Raw genomic sequence first — 16,108 nt, 5'->3', positions numbered from 1 at the left:
AGTCGCCAGCCCGAGGGGCTTCAGCCCGTGGGGCGTCAGTCCGTGGGTGACTTCTTGATCTCCCAGAAGCGGAAGACCGTCGAGGCGTCCAGGGTCCACTGCAGTCCGGAGATGGACTCCTGGGCCACCGCGTACTGCTTGCCCTGCCACAGCGGCAGCATCGGCACGTCGTCGGCGACCAGGTCCTGGATCTTCTTGAAGTCGCCGACCGTGGCCGCGCGGCTGGGCTGGCCCGCGGTGGCCGGGATGAGCTGCCCGGTGAGCTGGGCCTGGGTGTAGTTGTTCTCCAGGACGTTGCCGGCGCCGAAGAACGGGGCGACGAAGTTGTCCGGGTCCGGGTAGTCGGGCACCCAGCCCTTGATGTAGACGGGGTAGTCGCCCGCGGCCACGCCCTTCTCGTAGGTGGCGACATCGGTGCTCTTGACGTCCACGTCGAACAGCCCGCTGGCGTTGAGCTGCTTGGCGATCTCGTTCAGGCCCGGCATGGTGCCGGGGCCGTAGCGGATCGGGGTGCCCCACAGGGTCAGCTTGACCTTGTCGGTGATGCCCTCGTCGCGCAGCGCCTGCTCGGCCTTCCCGGGCTGCGGCCGGTCGCCGTACTTGTCGAAGAAGGCCGTGTTGTGGCCGGTGATCCCGGCGGGGACGACCGAGTACAGCGGCTCGGCGGTGCGCTTGTAGACGTCCCGGACCAGGGTGGAGCGGTCGAGGAGGTACGCCATGGCCTTGCGGACGCCGAGCTTTCCGGCCACCGGGTCCTTCATGTTGAAGACCAGGTGCTGGACCTCGGCGCCGGTTCCCTCGACGACGTTCAGGTTCTTGCCGCCGCTGAGGGACTCGGCCTGGAGGTCGGCCAGGTCCTTCATGGCCAGTCCGCGGTACGCCAGGTCGACGTCGCCGTTCTGGACGGCGTCCTTCAGCTCCTGCTGGCGGCCCTCGAAGAACTTCAGGGTCATCCCGGTGTTCTGGGCCTCGGCGGGGCCCTTGTACGAGCCGTTGACCGAGAAGTCCGCCTCCTTCTTGCTGAAGGAGTCCAGCTTGTAGACGCCGGAGCCGACCGCCGTGTTGTCGGTGCGCAGCTTGTTCGCCGGGTATTCGGCGTGGTCCACGATGGACCCGGCGCCTGAGGCGATCTTCTGCGGGAACGTGGCGTCCGGGGTCTTCAGGTTGAAGACGACGGTCCGCTCGTCCGGGGTCTTGATGCCCCCGATGCCGGTGAGCATCACCGCCGGGCCGTTCTCGTCGTTGATCCGCAGGGTGCGCTCGAACGAGAACTTGACGTCCTCGGAGGTCAGCGGGTGTCCGTTGGAGAACTTCAGGTCGTTCCGCAGGGTGCAGGTGAAGACCTGACTGGAGTTGTCCTTGAAGCCGCACTTCTCCGCCGCCTCCGGCTGCGGGGTGGTGCCGCCCTTGGGAAAGCTCAGCAGCGACTGGAACACGTTGTTGAACAACAGCCAGGAGCCCGGGTCGTAGCCGGATGCGGGGTCAGTGGCCAGGACCTCGTCCGACATGCCCATGACCACGTGCTCACCGCTGCCCGCGGTGTCCCCGTCCTCGCTCCCACAGCCGGTGAGCAGGGCGGCGGCAATTCCAGCTCCAAGGGGAGCTGCCAGCCACTGATCACGTTTCCTCACGGGTGGTTTCCTCACAGTTTCGTCGTCTCTTATCCGGCCCCCGTCTGGCGTTGCGTCAGCTGCCGGCGCCTCGGCCCAGCTCCCAAAGCTGCAGCATGGTCGAGGAGTCGAACGCGTATTCGGCCCCGGTGATGTTCTCTCGGGCCGCCACATAGGTGTTCCCCTGCCACAGCGGCAGATAGGGCACATCGTCGGCGACGGTGTTCTGGATGGTCTGGAAGTCTCCGGCCGTGCGGGTGCGCTGGCTCTCCTGCCGGGTCCGCGGGATCAGCTCGTCCTGCACGGTGCTGTTCCGGTACGGCGAGTTGAGGAAGTTGTCCTTGGTCAGGAAGGGCGCGACGTAGTTGTCCGGGTCCGGGAAGTCCGGCAGCCACCCCATGCCGTAGGCGGCGTACGCGCGCTTGGGGAGGTTGGGGCGGAACTCGGTCCAGCGGACGCCCTTGATCTTGACCTTGAAGAGGCCGCTGCGGTTGAGCTGCCCCCGCAGCTCCTTGAACTCCTGGGCGGTTTCCGGACCGTAGTGGTCGGTCGTGTAGGTCAGGGTCAGCTTCACCGGGGTGCTGATCCCCGCGTCGCGCAGGGCGCTGCGGGCGGCGGCGGGGTCCGGGTCTCCGTACTCGTTGTAGAACGAGTTGGTGTGCGAGGCGACGTTGTTCGGGATCAGCGAGTAGAGGGGCTCGGCGGTCCGCTTGTAGACGTCGCGGACCAGCGCCTGCCGGTCCACCAGATGGGCTATCGCCTGCCGGACGGCCTTGGACTTGACCGACGGGTTGTCGGTGTCGAAGACGAGGTAGCGGATGCCCTGACCGGAGGACTCGAAGAGCCGGACGCCCTTGACCTCGCCCTTGTTGAGCCTGTCGATCTGGCCGGGCGAGAAGCCGCGGTGCACCGCGTCGATGTCGCCCTTGGTCAGCGCCTTCTCCATGGCCGACGCGGATCCGAAGAACCGCATTTCGACCTTGTCGCTGTCCGGCTTCACATCGCCCTGGTAGTTCGGGTTCCGGGTGAAGAGCACCTTCACCAGCCGGTCGCCGCGCACTTCGGTCTTCGCCTTGTACGGGCCCGAGCCCACCAGGTCGAAGCCCTTGCGCAGCGCGTTCCCCTGATAGACCTCGCTGTCCAGGATGGCCGCGGCCGGGGTGGTGAGCTTGGACGGGAAGGTCGCGTCGGGCGCGCGCAGGTGGATGACGACCTCGCGGGCGGTCGGGGTCTCGACCTTGTCCACGTTCGAGAGCAGGGAGACCGGGCCGTTGCGGTCCTTGATCCGCAGCATCCGGTCGAGGGAGAACTTGACGTCCTCGGAGGTGAGGGCGTGACCGTTGGAGAACTCCAGCCCGCTGCGCAGGGTGCAGCGGTACTGCTCGCTCTGCCGGTCCTGGAAGCCGCACTTCTGCGCGGCATCCGGTATCGGCTCGGTTCCCGAGCGGGGCAGCCGCATCAGCGTCTGGAAGCTGTTGTGCAGCACGCTCCACGAGGCGAAGTCGTATGCCTGGGCGGGGTCCAGCGGGGCGGGCGCGGCCTTCGAGGCCTCGATCCGGTCGGTGCTCCCCAGCACGATGGCGCCGCCCTTGGCGCCCGAGCCCTCGGGTCCACCGCATGCGGTGAGCGCTGACGTCAGTAGGCCCGCCACGGCCGGCAGCGCGAGCGACTTGCGCTTCATTGTCGGGAGTCTCCCTGCGATCGATCAACCACTCGCGACGAGATTAGTCCGAGGCGCCAGCCATGCTCAGACACAACGAAGTTGAGGCGATATCGCGCACCGATAACGCGAAAGGTCCGCCCGATATCCGAACGCGGTCGCGTATCGTACGGGATGTCACCAATCCGGACACAAGGGCTCGCCCACATCGCATCAAACGGGACGCGCAGCAGATACCCGCCCCACCTGTCGACGGCATATGCAGTGATAAACATCACGCCCGAAATGCCGCCGCCGCCACACAAAAATGGGGAGCGCGTTATTCAGACTGCAATTTTCAGAAATACGCTGAGTACGCGATCAGTGCATTGCTGTGACCAGTCCGCGCAGAAATGGAAGATCGACTTCTTCCAGCGATCCGACGATGGTGCGGCCCGCCGCGGGCTCGATCGGCACGACGGACGGCACCGCCACCACCCGGCACCCCGCCGCCTCGGCGGCCCGTACCCCGGTCGCCGTGTCCTCGATGACCACGCACCGGGCCGGGTCGGCGGCCAGCCCCGCGGCGGCGAACAGATACGGGTCGGGGTGCGGCTTGGTACGGCCGATCTCGTCACCCGCGACCGTCAGCGCGAAGTTCTCGGGGCCGATCGACCGCAGCAGCCGGTCCATCACCCGCCGGTGCGAGGCGGAGACCAGGGCGGTCGGCACCCCGTGCGCGCCCAGTTCGGTCAGCAGCCGGCGCGCGCCGGGCAGCATGGGCACGGTGCCGTCCAGCAGCTCGGTGAAACGGCTGTTCAGCAGGCCGGACAGCTCGGCGAGCGCGATGTCGGCGCCGGTGGCCTCGATGAGGAACGAGGCGCTGCGGGCCATCGGGCCGCCGACCACCACCTGGCGGTACTCCTCGGCGAGGGCGTGGCCCAGCTCGGCGAAGATGGACACTTCCGCGTCCCACCAGATGTCCTCGGTGTCCACCAGGGTGCCGTCCATGTCGAGCAGGACCGCCTGCAGGGCGGATCCTTCGGCCGAACGGGTGTCGACGGCGGGGATGCTGCTGGTCATCCAAACACCTCCGGATACGGGGCACGAAGGCCGGCCCCCTTCCACGATGTGGAAGACGACCGGCCTCTACCGGATCGACCAGTCTACGACGCAGCACGTCGCGGCGCCTCCTGTCGGGCGCCCACCGGTTACCGGGCGTTGAAGTACTTCGCCTCCGGGTGATGGATGACGATCGCGTCGGTCGACTGCTCGGGGTGCAGCTGGAACTCCTCGGAGAGCTTCACCCCGATCCGCTCGGGCTGCAGCAGATCGGCGATCTTCGCGCGGTCTTCCAGGTCGGGGCAGGCGCCGTAGCCGAGCGAGAAGCGGGCGCCGCGGTACTTCAGCGCGAACATGTCCTCGATGTCGCCGGGGTCCTCCCCGGCGAAGCCCAGCTCGGAGCGGACCCGGGCGTGCCAGTACTCGGCCAGCGCCTCGGCGAGCTGCACGGACAGCCCGTGCAGCTCCAGGTAGTCGCGGTAGGAGTCGGCGGCGAACAGCTCGGCGGTCGCCTCGCCGATCTTCGAGCCGACGGTGACGACCTGGAGGCCGACCACATCGGTCTCGCCGGACTCCTCGGGCCGGAAGAAGTCGGCCAGGCACAGACGGCGGCCGCGGCGCTGGCGCGGGAAGGTGAAGCGGGTCCGCTCGCTGCCGTCCTCGTTCAGCAGGACGAGGTCGTCGCCCTTGGAGACGCAGGGGAAGTAGCCGTAGACCACGGCGGCCTCCAGCAGGTTCTCCGTACGCAGCTTGTCCAGCCAGCCGCGCAGCCGCGGGCGTCCCTCGGACTCCACCAGCTCCGCGTAGCTCGGGCCGTCGCCCTTGCGGGCCTCCTTGAGCCCCCACTGCCCCTTGAACAGCGCGCCCTCGTCCAGCCAGGAGGCGTAGTCGACCTGCTGGATGCCCTTGACGACGCGGGTGCCCCAGAACGGCGGGGTGGGCAGCGGGTTGTCGGTGGCGACGTCGGAGCGGGACGGACCCTCCGGCTCCGGGTCGCTCAGCGCCGTGTCCCGCTTGGGCACCCGGCGCTGCTTGAGGGCGGGCAGCTCGGCGCCGGGGACGCCGCGCTTGACGGCGATGAGGGCGTCCATGAGGCGGAGCCCCTCGAAGGCGTCGCGGGCGTAGCGGACCTCGCCCTCGTAGATCTCGTGGAGGTCCTGTTCGACGTAGGCGCGGGTGAGGGCGGCGCCGCCGAGGATGACGGGGTAGTCGGCGGCCAGGCTGCGCTGGTTCAGCTCCTCCAGGTTCTCCTTCATGATCACCGTGGACTTCACCAGCAGGCCGGACATGCCGATGACGTCGGCGCGGTGCTCCTGGGCGGCCTCCAGGATCGCGGAGACCGGCTGCTTGATGCCGAGGTTGACCACGTTGTAGCCGTTGTTGGACAAGATGATGTCGACAAGGTTCTTGCCGATGTCGTGGACGTCGCCGCGGACGGTGGCGAGCACGATGGTGCCCTTGCCGTCGTCGTCCGTCTTCTCCATGTGCGGCTCCAGATGGGCCACCGCGGTCTTCATCACCTCGGCGGACTGGAGGACGAACGGCAGCTGCATCTGGCCGGAGCCGAAGAGTTCACCGACGACCTTCATGCCCTCCAGCAGCGTCGCGTTGACGATGTCCAGGGCGGGCCGCTCGGTGAGGGCCTCGTCGAGGTCGGCTTCCAGGCCGTTGCGCTCGCCGTCGATGATGCGCCGCTGGAGACGCTCGTCCAGCGGAAGGGCGGCCAGCTCCTCGGCCTTGCCCGCCTTCAGCGACTTCGCCGTGGCGCCCTCGAAGAGCGCCATCAGCTTCTGCAGCGGGTCGTAGCCCTCAGCGCGGCGGTCGTAGATGAGGTCGAGGGCCGTGGTGACCTGCTCGTCATCGAACCGCGCGATCGGCAGGATCTTGCTCGCGTGCACGATCGCCGAATCCAGTCCGGCCTTCACACACTCGTCCAGGAAGACCGAGTTGAGCAGGATGCGGGCGGCCGGGTTGAGGCCGAAGGAGATGTTCGACAGACCCAGCGTGGTCTGGACGTCCGGGTGACGGCGCTTCAGCTCCCGGATGGCCTCGATGGTGGCGATGCCGTCCTTGCGGGACTCCTCCTGACCGGTGCAGATGGTGAAGGTCAGCGTGTCGATGAGGATGTCCGACTCGTGGATGCCCCAGTTGCCGGTGAGGTCGGCGATGATCCGCTGAGCGATCTCCACCTTCTTCTCCGGCGTACGCGCCTGACCCTCCTCGTCGATGGTCAGCGCGATCAGCGCGGCACCGTGCTCGCGGGCGAGCTGGGTGACCTTGGCGAATCGGGACTCGGGGCCGTCGCCGTCCTCGTAGTTGACCGAGTTGATGACCGCGCGGCCGCCCAGCTTCTCCAGCCCTGCCTGGATGACGTCCACCTCGGTGGAGTCCAGCACGATCGGCAGCGTGGACGCGGTGGCGAAGCGCCCCGCCAGCTCCCGCATGTCGGCGACGCCGTCGCGGCCGACGTAGTCGACGCACAGGTCGAGGAGGTGGGCGCCCTCGCGGATCTGCTCGCGGGCCAGCTCCACGCAGTCGTCCCAGCGCCCGTCGAGCATGGCCTCGCGGAACTTCTTCGACCCGTTGGCGTTCGTCCGCTCGCCGATGGCCAGGTACGAGGTGTCCTGACGGAACGGCACCGTCTGGTACAGCGAGGCGGCGCCCGGCTCGGGGCGCGGCTCACGCGGGGTCGGGGTCAGGTCGCGGACCCGCTCGACGACCTGGCGCAGATGCTCGGGCGTGGTGCCGCAGCAGCCGCCGACCAGGGACATGCCGTACTCGCGGACGAAGGTCTCCTGGGCGTCGGCCAGCTCGCCCGGGGTGAGCGGGTAGTGGGCGCCGTCCTTGCCGAGCACCGGGAGGCCCGCGTTCGGCATGCAGGACAGGGGCACGCGCGCGTGGCGGGCGAGATAGCGCAAGTGCTCGCTCATCTCGGCGGGGCCGGTCGCGCAGTTGAGGCCGATCATGTCGATGCCGAGCGGCTCCAGGGCGGTCAGCGCCGCGCCGATCTCGGAGCCCAGCAGCATGGTGCCGGTGGTCTCGACGGTGACCGAGCAGATCACCGGGAGGTTGGTACCGGTGGCCTCCAGGGCCCGGCGGGCGCCGAGGATCGAGGCCTTGGTCTGCAGCAGGTCCTGGGTGGTCTCCACCAGGAGGGCGTCCGCGCCGCCGGCGATCATGCCCTCGGCGTTCTGCTGATACGCGTCGCGCAGCGTGGTGTACGGGGCGTGGCCGAGGGTGGGGAGCTTGGTACCGGGACCCATCGAGCCGAGCACCCAGCGCTGCTGCCCGGTCGAGGCGGTGAACTCGTCCGCCACCTCGCGGGCGATCCGGACGCCCGCCTCGGACAGCTCGAAGATCCGCTCGGGGATGTCGTACTCGCCCAGCGCCGCGTGGTTGGCGCCGAAGGTGTTCGTCTCGACGCAGTCCACGCCCGCCGCGAAGTACTCCTCGTGGACCGAGCGGACGATGTCGGGGCGGGTGATGTTCAGGATCTCGTTGCAGCCCTCGAGCTGCTGGAAGTCATCGAGCGTGGGGTCCTGCGCCTGGAGCATCGTGCCCATCGCGCCATCGGCGACCACGACGCGGGAGGCAAGTGCCTCGCGGAGGGCGTCGACTCGGGCGGCGGATGCGGACGATGACGTGTGCGAGGCCATGGATGTGCTCCCTGGAGTGCGACGGCTGTCGGCTTTGCGCCCTCACTTCAGAGGGCGCACCAGGCCAGCCTAGCTGCCGGGGGCCTCGGAGAGGTGGGTGTCCCATCAGCCGGACGGACTTCCACCGGTCGGCCGCGGCGACCTGGTGATCATTTACGTTTGGCTGTGTGTACCGCGGAGTCGACATGGACCGATAGTGTTCAGCATTGTCGAACCGTAGTCAGGAGGTTGGCGATGGCACGGAACATCCAGTCGTTGGAGCGGGCTGCCGCGATGCTACGCCTGCTCGCCGGGGGCGAGCGCCGGCTGGGTCTGTCCGACATCGCCTCCACTCTCGGACTCGCCAAGGGGACCGCCCACGGCATCCTGCGCACCCTCCAGCAGGAGGGGTTCGTCGAGCAGGACGAGAACTCGGGCCGCTATCAGCTGGGCGCCGAGCTGCTGCGGCTGGGCAACAGCTATCTGGACGTCCACGAGCTGCGCGCCCGCGCCCTGGTGTGGACGGACGACCTGGCGCGCTCCAGCGGTGAGAGCGTCTACCTTGGCGTACTGCACCAGCAGGGCGTGCTCATCGTCCACCACGTCTTCCGGCCGGACGACAGCCGTCAGGTGCTGGAGGTCGGCGCCATGCAGCCGCTGCACTCCACCGCCCTGGGCAAGGTGCTCTCCGCCTACGACCCGGTGGCGCACAGCGAGGTGACCGAGGGCGACCGGGAGCCGTTCACCAAGCGCACGGTGACCGAGGAGGACGCGTTCGAAGGTGTCCTCGCGCTCACCCGGGCGCGCGGCTGGGGCGCGGACGTGGAGGAGACCTGGGAGGGCGTCGCCTCGGTCGCCGCCCCGGTGCACGACCGGCGGCGGCTGCCGGTCGGGGCGGTGGGCATCACGGGCGCGGTGGAGCGGGTGTGCGACGACGGGGAGCTTCGCTCCGAGCTGATCGCCGCCGTACGCGACTGCGCGCGGGCGGTCTCCCGCGATCTGGGCGCCGGGCGCTTCTGACGGCCGCCGGCCCGGCCACGACCGCCGCCGCGACCCCGGACCGGACCCGGACCGGACCGCGCCCGACCTGGACTGGAGGCTGATCGTCCGCTCTGACCAGGACCTTTGGCCAGGTCTATGGTCATTCATCACGGTTTCACATCCTCCAGAGTTTTCCTCCACCCGACCCTTGACGGGGCATTCGCCGTGAAGAAAACTGCCGTTCATCGGTCGGCATTGTCGAACACCTGACGACAATATTCGCTATGGTGGACTCGCCGCGGGCCGACCAACGCCCTCCCACGAGGGCGCGGATCTCCGGCGGGACCGGGGGTTCGCCTTCCCCTGGACGAAGGACAAAGGAGTCGCGGGTGTCCAGCTCCGACATCTTCATCGGCGAGACCATCGGTACCGCCGTGCTCACCCTGCTCGGCTGTGGTGTCGTCGCAGGCGTTCTCTTGAAGCGATCCAAGGCGTTCGACGCGGGATGGCTGGCCATCACCTTCGGGTGGGGTTTCGCCGTCCTCACGGGCGCGTACATATCGGCGCCGCTCTCCGGCGCTCACCTCAACCCGGCGGTGACGCTCGGTCTCGCGATCTCGGGCAAAATCGAGTGGGCCGACGTACCCATCTACTTCCTCGCGCAGATCATCGGCGCCATCATCGGCGCGGTGCTGGTCTGGGTCGCTTACGTGGGCCACTTCAAGGCGCATCTCACCGACCGCGAGCTGGTCGGCGGTCCGGGCGCCCAGGACACGAAGAAGGCCGACGCCGCCCAGGCGGGCGACGCGGGCCCGGTGCTGGGGGTCTTCTCCACCGGCCCGGAGATCCGGAACACCGTTCAGAACCTGGCCACCGAGGTCATCGCCACCGCCGTGCTGGTCCTCGCCATCCTCACCCAGGGACTGAACGGCGAGGGCAAGGGCCTGGGCGTGATCGGCGTCCTGATCACGGCGCTGGTCGTGGTCGGCATCGGCCTCTCGCTCGGCGGCCCGACCGGCTACGCCATCAACCCGGTACGTGACCTGGGGCCGCGCATCGTGCACGCCCTCCTGCCGCTGCCCAACAAGGGCGGGTCGGACTGGGGCTACTCCTGGATCCCGGTCGTCGGCCCGCTCCTCGGCGGAGCCATCGCCGGCGGCATCTACGAGATCGCCTTCGCCTAGCCCCCACCCCATCGGACTCGCAGGAGAGCAACCCACCATGACCGACACCCACACCACGAGCGCCTCCTCCCACGGACACGGTCCGTTCATCGCCGCCATCGACCAGGGCACCACGTCCAGCCGCTGCATCGTGTTCGACCGGGACGGGCGCATCGTCTCGGTCGACCAGAAGGAGCACGAACAGATTTTCCCCAAGCCGGGCTGGGTCGAACACAACGCGACCGAGATCTGGCAGAACGTGCAAGAGGTCGTGACCGGCGCGATCACCAAGGCCGAGATCACCTCGGCCGACGTCAAGGCGATCGGCATCACCAACCAGCGCGAGACCACCCTGCTGTGGGACAAGAACACCGGTGAGCCGGTGCACAACGCGCTGGTCTGGCAGGACACCCGGACCGACGCCCTCTGCCGGGAGCTGGGCCGCAACGTCGGCCAGGACCGCTTCCGCCGCGAGACGGGTCTGCCCCTGGCGTCCTACTTCGCCGGACCCAAGATCCGCTGGCTGCTCGACAACGTCGAGGGGCTGCGCGAGCGCGCCGAGGCCGGCGAGATCCTCTTCGGCACCATGGACTCCTGGGTCATCTGGAACCTGACCGGCGGGGTCAACGGCGGGGTGCACGTCACCGACGTCACCAACGCCTCCCGCACCATGCTGATGAACCTGCACACCCTCGACTGGGATCCCAAGATCCTCACGTCGATGAACATCCCGGCCGCGCTGCTGCCGAAGATCCGTTCCTCCGCCGAGGTCTACGGGCGCAGCGCGGACGGCATCCTCCAGGGCGTGCCCGTCGCCTCCGCGCTGGGCGACCAGCAGGCGGCGCTGTTCGGCCAGACCTGTTTCGCCGAGGGCGAGGCCAAGTCCACGTACGGCACCGGCACCTTCCTGCTGATGAACACCGCCGACAAGCCGGTCAACTCCTACAACGGCCTGCTGACCACCGTCGGCTACCGGATCGGCGACGAGAAGCCGGTGTACGCCCTGGAGGGCTCCATCGCGGTCACCGGTTCGCTGGTGCAGTGGATGCGCGACCAGATGGGGCTGATCAACAGCGCCGCCGAGATCGAGACCCTGGCCAGCTCGGTGGAGGACAACGGCGGCGCGTACTTCGTGCCCGCGTTCTCCGGGCTGTTCGCCCCGTACTGGCGCGACGACGCGCGCGGCGTGATCGCGGGATTGACCCGTTACGTCACCAAGGCACACATCGCGCGGGCCGTGCTGGAGGCCACCGCCTGGCAGACCCGCGAGATCGTCGACGCGATGACCAAGGACTCCGGCGTCGAGCTGACCGCGCTCAAGGTCGACGGCGGAATGACCTCCAACAACCTGCTGATGCAGACCCTCTCGGACGCCCTCGACGCACCCGTGGTGCGCCCGATGGTCGCCGAGACCACCTGCCTCGGCGCCGCCTACGCCGCCGGTCTGGCCGTCGGCTTCTGGCCGGACACCGACGCGCTGCGCGCCAACTGGCGCCGGGCCGCCGAGTGGACCCCCCGTATGGAAGCGGACGTACGGGACCGCGAGTACAAGAACTGGCTCAAGGCCGTGCAGCGGACCATGGGCTGGATCGAGGACGAGGAGTAATCTCAATGACCCCCCTGCAGAGCGTTCCTTCCCTCGGGACGCACCCGGCTGCCGGTTCGCACCCGACCCGCGCCGAAACCCGGGAACAGCTGTCCAAGGCTTCGTACGACCTCCTGGTGATCGGCGGCGGCATCCTGGGCATCACCACTGCCTGGCACGCCGCGCAGTCCGGACTGCGGGTAGCCATGGTGGACGCCGGTGACTTCGCCGGCGCCACCTCCTCCGCTTCCTCCAAGCTGCTCCACGGCGGCCTGCGCTACCTCCAGACCGGCGCGGTCAAGCTCGTCGCCGAGAACCACTTCGAGCGGCGCGCCGTCTCGCGCAGCGTCGCGCCGCACCTGTCCAACCCGCTCACCTTCTACCTGCCGGTCTACAAGGGCGGCCCGCACGGCGCGGCCAAGCTGGGCGCGGGCGTCTTCGCGTACTCGGCGCTGTCCGCGTTCCGTGACGGCGTCGGCCATGTGATCAACGCCGAGAAGGCCGCGCGGGACGTCCCGGAGCTGCGCACCGAGGGGCTGCGGGCGGTCGCCGTGTACGGCGACGGACAGATGAACGACAGCCGCATGGCCCTGATGACGGTCCGCGGGGCGGTCGACGCGGGCGCCACCGTGCTCAACCACGCCGAGGTCACCGGGCTGCGCAAGACGGACGGCCGGGTCACCGGCGCGGACCTGAGGGACCGCACCGACGGCACCGAGTTCGGCGTGAACGCCCGGCTGGTGCTCAATGCCACCGGCCCCTGGGTGGACCACCTGCGGCGGATGGAGGACCCGGGTGCGGCGCCGTCCATCCGGCTCTCCAAGGGCGCGCACCTGGTCCTCAAGCGCACCTCCCCGTGGCGGGCGGCGCTGGCGACGCCCATCGACAAGTACCGCATCACCTTCGCCCTCCCCTGGGAGGACATGCTGCTGCTGGGCACCACCGACGAGCCGTACGAGGGCGACCCGGCGGATGTCGCGGTCAACGACGCGGACGTCACCCAGATCCTGGACGAGGCCGCCTTCTCCATCCGTGACCAGCAGCTCTCCCGCGACCTGATCACCTACTCGTTCGCGGGGCTGCGGGTGCTGCCGGGCGGTCCCGGCGACACGGCCAAGGCCAAACGGGAGACGGTCGTCACCGAGGGCAAGGGCGGCATGCTCTCCATAGCCGGCGGCAAGTGGACGACCTTCCGCCACATCGGCCGCACCGTGATGAGCAAGCTCGCCCAGCTGCCGGGGCGTCCGCTCGCGGACGACATGGAGCCCATGGGGCAGCTGCCCAAGCACATGCCGCTGCCCGGGCTCGCCAATCCGCACGCGGTCGCCCACCGGCTGCTGGTGGACGGCGGTACGCCCGGCCCGCGCATGGCCGCGGACACCGCGCGCCACCTGGCGACCCACTACGGTTCGCTCTCCTTCGACATCGCGCGGCTGGCGAGCGGTGACGCGGCGCTCGCCGAGCGGATCCACCCCGACGCGCCGGAGATCTGGGCCCAGGTCGTCTACGCCCGGGACCACGAGTGGGCGCAGACGGCGGACGACGTGCTGCGGCGCCGCACCACGCTGACGATCCGCGGCCTGGACGACGACGGCATCCGCGGGCGGGTCGAGGAGCTGCTGGCCAAGCGGGGCTGAGGCCTCCCGCTGGTCGATCGTTGACCGGTGCGCGGACGGCCGGGTGAGAAGGCACGTTTCTTCTCACCCGGCCGTCCGCATATGCCGTATGTGCCTGTTGCCGCGCGGGGCGCGACCTTACTCGTCAGTTAAAAAATCGCTGAATCACTCTTGCCTTCTTCGGTGGCACGCGTATCAATAGCTTTCCGTCCACGCGTGACGGACAGTCAGGAAGCGCGGGCGCACCCCCCACAAGCCCACCGCTCACTTCCCCCACCCGGAAGGCAGTCCCCCATGAGACGCATCAAGCTCGGGATCGGCACGGCAATGGGAGCAGCAGCACTGGCCGCCGGCGCGCTCACACTGGCGCCGAGCGCGGTCGCGGTCACCCCGACCACCGCGACGCTGACGGCCGACTGTGGAACGTTCGGTTCCGGCCTGGCGACGCTGACAGCCACGCAGAGCGGCACCGCCGCGACCATCACCCTGTCCTCGGCGGCCGTCAAGGCGCCGATCGACATTCCGGCGGGCGCGGTCAGTTCGACTCTGACGCTGTCGAAGAACGGCTCCGGCACGACGACGTTCACCGGCAACGCCAACCCGGCCATCAAGACCGGCGCCGACGTGACCACCGGCCCGCTCAAGGGCACCGTGGCCGCGGGTGACGTACTGGAGGCCAAGTCGCTGAAGCTGGTGGTCTTCGGCCTGATCACGGTGAACTGCACCGCCACCACGGCGCAGTCCCCGGGCCCCTTCACCTTCTGAGCCCCTCGGCTGAGCCCACCCGGCTGAGCCCACTGGGCGAAGGCCGATAACGGACCGGCGGCGTCCCCCGAAGACGCCGCCGGTCCGCGCGCGTCATAATGGACCCATACATCGGATGTTTGACCCGGAGGTCCATCATGGCGGTCACCGACGAGGCGATCGAAAAAATCAAGGGCATGATCGTCTCGGGTGCCCTGCGCCCGGGTGACCGGCTTCCCAAGGAGAGCGAGCTGGCCGCGGATCTGGGCCTGTCCCGCAATTCGCTGCGCGAGGCCGTCCGAGCGCTGTCCCTGATCCGCATCCTCGACGTACGGCAGGGCGACGGTACGTACGTCACCAGCCTCGACCCCCAGCTGCTGCTGGAGGCGCTGAGCTTCGTCGTGGACTTCCACCGGGACGACACCGTCCTGGAATTCCTGGCGGTACGGCGCATCCTGGAGCCCGCGGCCACGGCGCAGGCGTGCACCCGGATCAGCGATGCCCAGCTGGACGCGCTCGGCGCGCAGCTGGACGCGCTGGGGCAGACGCCGTCGGTGGAGGAGCTGGTCGCCTGCGACCTCGAATTCCACCGGGGGATCGTGCACGCGTCGGGCAACTCGGTGCTGTGCTCCCTCCTGGACGGGCTCTCCGGCCCCACGACCCGCGCCCGCGTCTGGCGCGGCCTCACCCAGGAGGACGCGGTGAGCCGCACCCTCCACGAACACCGTGCGATCCTGTCCGCCCTCCGTGACCGTGATGCGGAGGCGGCACGGTCTTGGGCGACGGTGCATGTGGCGAGCGTGGAGCAGTGGCTGCGGTCGACGCTCTGACGGGCTTCCCCACCCCGCCCCTCCCCGGACCGGGGCTCCGCCCCGGCCCCCGCTCCTCAAGCGCCGGAGGGGCTGGGTGGCGGGGCACGTCCGCCCCGGAGCGGTGGGTAGCGGCGAGCCCGCCAGGGCCCGGACTGCGCCCCGCCATGGGTCTGTGCCCCCGTGCGGCTTCGAAGCCAAGGGCCGTACGCGCCCCCAGAACCCTGGCCCGGGGCCCGGCCCCGGGCCGAGGCCGAGCGGTTTGGTGCGCTCGCTCGGCGAGCCCGGGTCGAGCCGGGGCGTCGCGCCTCGCTGTCCGGCCCGACCGCGCCGGTACCCGCCCCGGGCTCGCTGGAGGGGCGCGCCCTCAGCACGCGGCGTGAGGGGAGGCGTGATCCACGGGGTCCCTACGTCGGCAGGGCGTAGGCGCGGGTTGCCGTTCCGCCGAAGACCGACGCGCGTTCGTCGGGGGTCAGGTGTGCGGTGGCCTGGGTCGCCAGGGTGACGACGTCCTCGTACGGGGCGGCCAGTTCGCATACGGGCCAGTCCGAGCCGAAGAGGACCCGGTCCGGGCCGAACGCGTCCAGGACGTGGCGGGCGTAGGGCAGTACCTGCTCGGGCTTCCAGGAGGTCCAGTCGGCCTCGGTCACCAGGCCCGAGAGCTTGCAGTCGACGTTCGGCAGGGCGGCCAGTTCGGTCAGGAGGGCGGTCCAGGGGGCGCGGGCACCGGTCGCGATGGGTGGCTTCGCCGCGTGGTCGAGGACGAAGCGCGCCTCCGGCAGCTCCCGCGCCGCGGTGATCGCGGCGGGGAGTTGGCGCGGGGTGACCAGCAGGTCGTAGACGAGGCCCGCGACGGCCGTGGCGGTGAGGCCGCGGCGTACGTCGGGGCGGGCCAGCCAGTCCGGGTCCGGCTCGTCCTGGACCTGATGGCGCAGGCCCACCAGCCGGTCCCCGCCGGGGCCCGCGGCCAGGGCGGCGAGCACGTCGGGCAGGCCGGGGTCGGTGAGGTCGGCCCAGCCGACGACGCCCGCGACGCGGTCCGAGGCGCCCGCCAGGGCGAGGAGTTCGCGCGTCTCGTCGTACGAGGAGCTGGACTGGACGACGACGGTGGCGTCGATGCCGTGCTCGTCGAGGTGGGGGATGAGGTCCGCCGGGGTGTACGTGCGGTTGATGGGGTCGGCCCAGGGGCCGTCCATCCACGGCTGCGGCCGGCGGGACAGGTCCCACAGGTGGTGGTGGGCGTCGATGCGGCGCGGCACAGTGC

11 protein-coding genes are annotated in these 16,108 nt (G+C 69.7%); 6 read left to right on the top strand and 5 right to left on the bottom strand.

Annotation, left to right across the window (positions count from 1 at the left end; genetic code table 11):
* Positions 1 to 35 precede the first annotated feature (35 nt).
* The 4 genes from ACZ6CL_RS16150 to metH form a co-directional block, all read right to left on the bottom strand.
* The gene (locus ACZ6CL_RS16150) at positions 36 to 1,631 is read right to left on the bottom strand and encodes an ABC transporter substrate-binding protein (protein WP_468936472.1); all 1,596 of its coding nucleotides are present in this window, start codon (positions 1,629 to 1,631) and stop codon (positions 36 to 38) included.
* Positions 1,632 to 1,686: 55 nt separating this feature from the next.
* On the bottom strand, positions 1,687 to 3,291 hold the full coding sequence (locus ACZ6CL_RS16145; RefSeq protein WP_468936469.1) for an ABC transporter substrate-binding protein: 1,605 nt from the start codon (positions 3,289 to 3,291) through the stop codon (positions 1,687 to 1,689).
* A gap of 339 nt (positions 3,292 to 3,630) precedes the next feature.
* Positions 3,631 to 4,332 carry an HAD family hydrolase gene (locus ACZ6CL_RS16140; protein ID WP_468936467.1) on the bottom strand — a complete coding sequence of 234 codons (702 nt, stop codon included), beginning with the start codon at positions 4,330 to 4,332 and terminating at the stop codon, positions 3,631 to 3,633.
* Between the two features lie 128 nt (positions 4,333 to 4,460).
* Positions 4,461 to 7,967 carry a methionine synthase gene (gene metH / locus ACZ6CL_RS16135; RefSeq protein WP_468936464.1) on the bottom strand — a complete coding sequence of 1,169 codons (3,507 nt, stop codon included), beginning with the start codon at positions 7,965 to 7,967 and terminating at the stop codon, positions 4,461 to 4,463.
* Positions 7,968 to 8,201: 234 nt separating this feature from the next.
* Between metH and ACZ6CL_RS16130 the strand changes: the two genes are divergently transcribed.
* From ACZ6CL_RS16130 to ACZ6CL_RS16105, 6 genes are all read left to right on the top strand, one after another.
* A complete protein-coding gene (locus ACZ6CL_RS16130) occupies positions 8,202 to 8,966 on the top strand; it encodes an IclR family transcriptional regulator (RefSeq protein ID WP_468936462.1) in 765 nt (254 codons plus the stop codon).
* A 350-nt stretch (positions 8,967 to 9,316) separates the two neighbouring features.
* A complete protein-coding gene (locus ACZ6CL_RS16125; RefSeq protein WP_468936460.1) occupies positions 9,317 to 10,111 on the top strand; it encodes an MIP/aquaporin family protein in 795 nt (264 codons plus the stop codon).
* 37 nt (positions 10,112 to 10,148) lie between these two features.
* On the top strand, positions 10,149 to 11,696 hold the full coding sequence (glpK, locus tag ACZ6CL_RS16120) for a glycerol kinase GlpK (RefSeq protein WP_468936457.1): 1,548 nt from the start codon (positions 10,149 to 10,151) through the stop codon (positions 11,694 to 11,696).
* Positions 11,697 to 11,701: 5 nt separating this feature from the next.
* On the top strand, positions 11,702 to 13,312 hold the full coding sequence (locus tag ACZ6CL_RS16115) for a glycerol-3-phosphate dehydrogenase/oxidase (RefSeq protein WP_468936454.1): 1,611 nt from the start codon (positions 11,702 to 11,704) through the stop codon (positions 13,310 to 13,312).
* Between the two features lie 273 nt (positions 13,313 to 13,585).
* On the top strand, positions 13,586 to 14,056 hold the full coding sequence (locus ACZ6CL_RS16110) for a hypothetical protein (RefSeq protein ID WP_468936452.1): 471 nt from the start codon (positions 13,586 to 13,588) through the stop codon (positions 14,054 to 14,056).
* A 137-nt stretch (positions 14,057 to 14,193) separates the two neighbouring features.
* Positions 14,194 to 14,865, top strand: a complete 672-nt coding sequence (locus ACZ6CL_RS16105; RefSeq protein WP_468936449.1) for a FadR/GntR family transcriptional regulator — start codon at positions 14,194 to 14,196, stop codon at positions 14,863 to 14,865.
* Positions 14,866 to 15,251: 386 nt separating this feature from the next.
* On the opposite strand, the gene ACZ6CL_RS16100 is transcribed toward ACZ6CL_RS16105, so the two are convergent.
* Entirely contained in the window at positions 15,252 to 16,103 is an 852-nt protein-coding gene (locus tag ACZ6CL_RS16100; RefSeq protein ID WP_468936446.1) for an amidohydrolase family protein, read from the bottom strand.
* Positions 16,104 to 16,108: the final 5 nt, after the last annotated feature.

The sequence above is a fragment of the Streptomyces sp. NPDC041200 genome, assembly GCF_055591805.1.
The sequence above is the reverse complement of the archived record's forward strand: the minus strand, read 5'-3'. Positions and strand labels throughout refer to the sequence as shown.

Excerpts from the sequence above, each read along its gene's own strand:
- ACZ6CL_RS16110 (WP_468936452.1), top strand. The coding sequence starts at position 13,586 with ATGAGACGCATCAAGCTCGGGATCGGCACGGCAATGGGAGCAGCAGCA.
- glpK (WP_468936457.1), top strand. The coding sequence starts at position 10,149 with ATGACCGACACCCACACCACGAGCGCCTCCTCCCACGGACACGGTCCG.
- ACZ6CL_RS16145 (WP_468936469.1), bottom strand. The coding sequence starts at position 3,291 with ATGAAGCGCAAGTCGCTCGCGCTGCCGGCCGTGGCGGGCCTACTGACG.
- ACZ6CL_RS16140 (WP_468936467.1), bottom strand. The coding sequence starts at position 4,332 with ATGACCAGCAGCATCCCCGCCGTCGACACCCGTTCGGCCGAAGGATCC.
- metH (WP_468936464.1), bottom strand. The coding sequence starts at position 7,967 with ATGGCCTCGCACACGTCATCGTCCGCATCCGCCGCCCGAGTCGACGCC.
- ACZ6CL_RS16105 (WP_468936449.1), top strand. The coding sequence starts at position 14,194 with ATGGCGGTCACCGACGAGGCGATCGAAAAAATCAAGGGCATGATCGTC.
- ACZ6CL_RS16115 (WP_468936454.1), top strand. The coding sequence starts at position 11,702 with ATGACCCCCCTGCAGAGCGTTCCTTCCCTCGGGACGCACCCGGCTGCC.
- ACZ6CL_RS16130 (WP_468936462.1), top strand. The coding sequence starts at position 8,202 with ATGGCACGGAACATCCAGTCGTTGGAGCGGGCTGCCGCGATGCTACGC.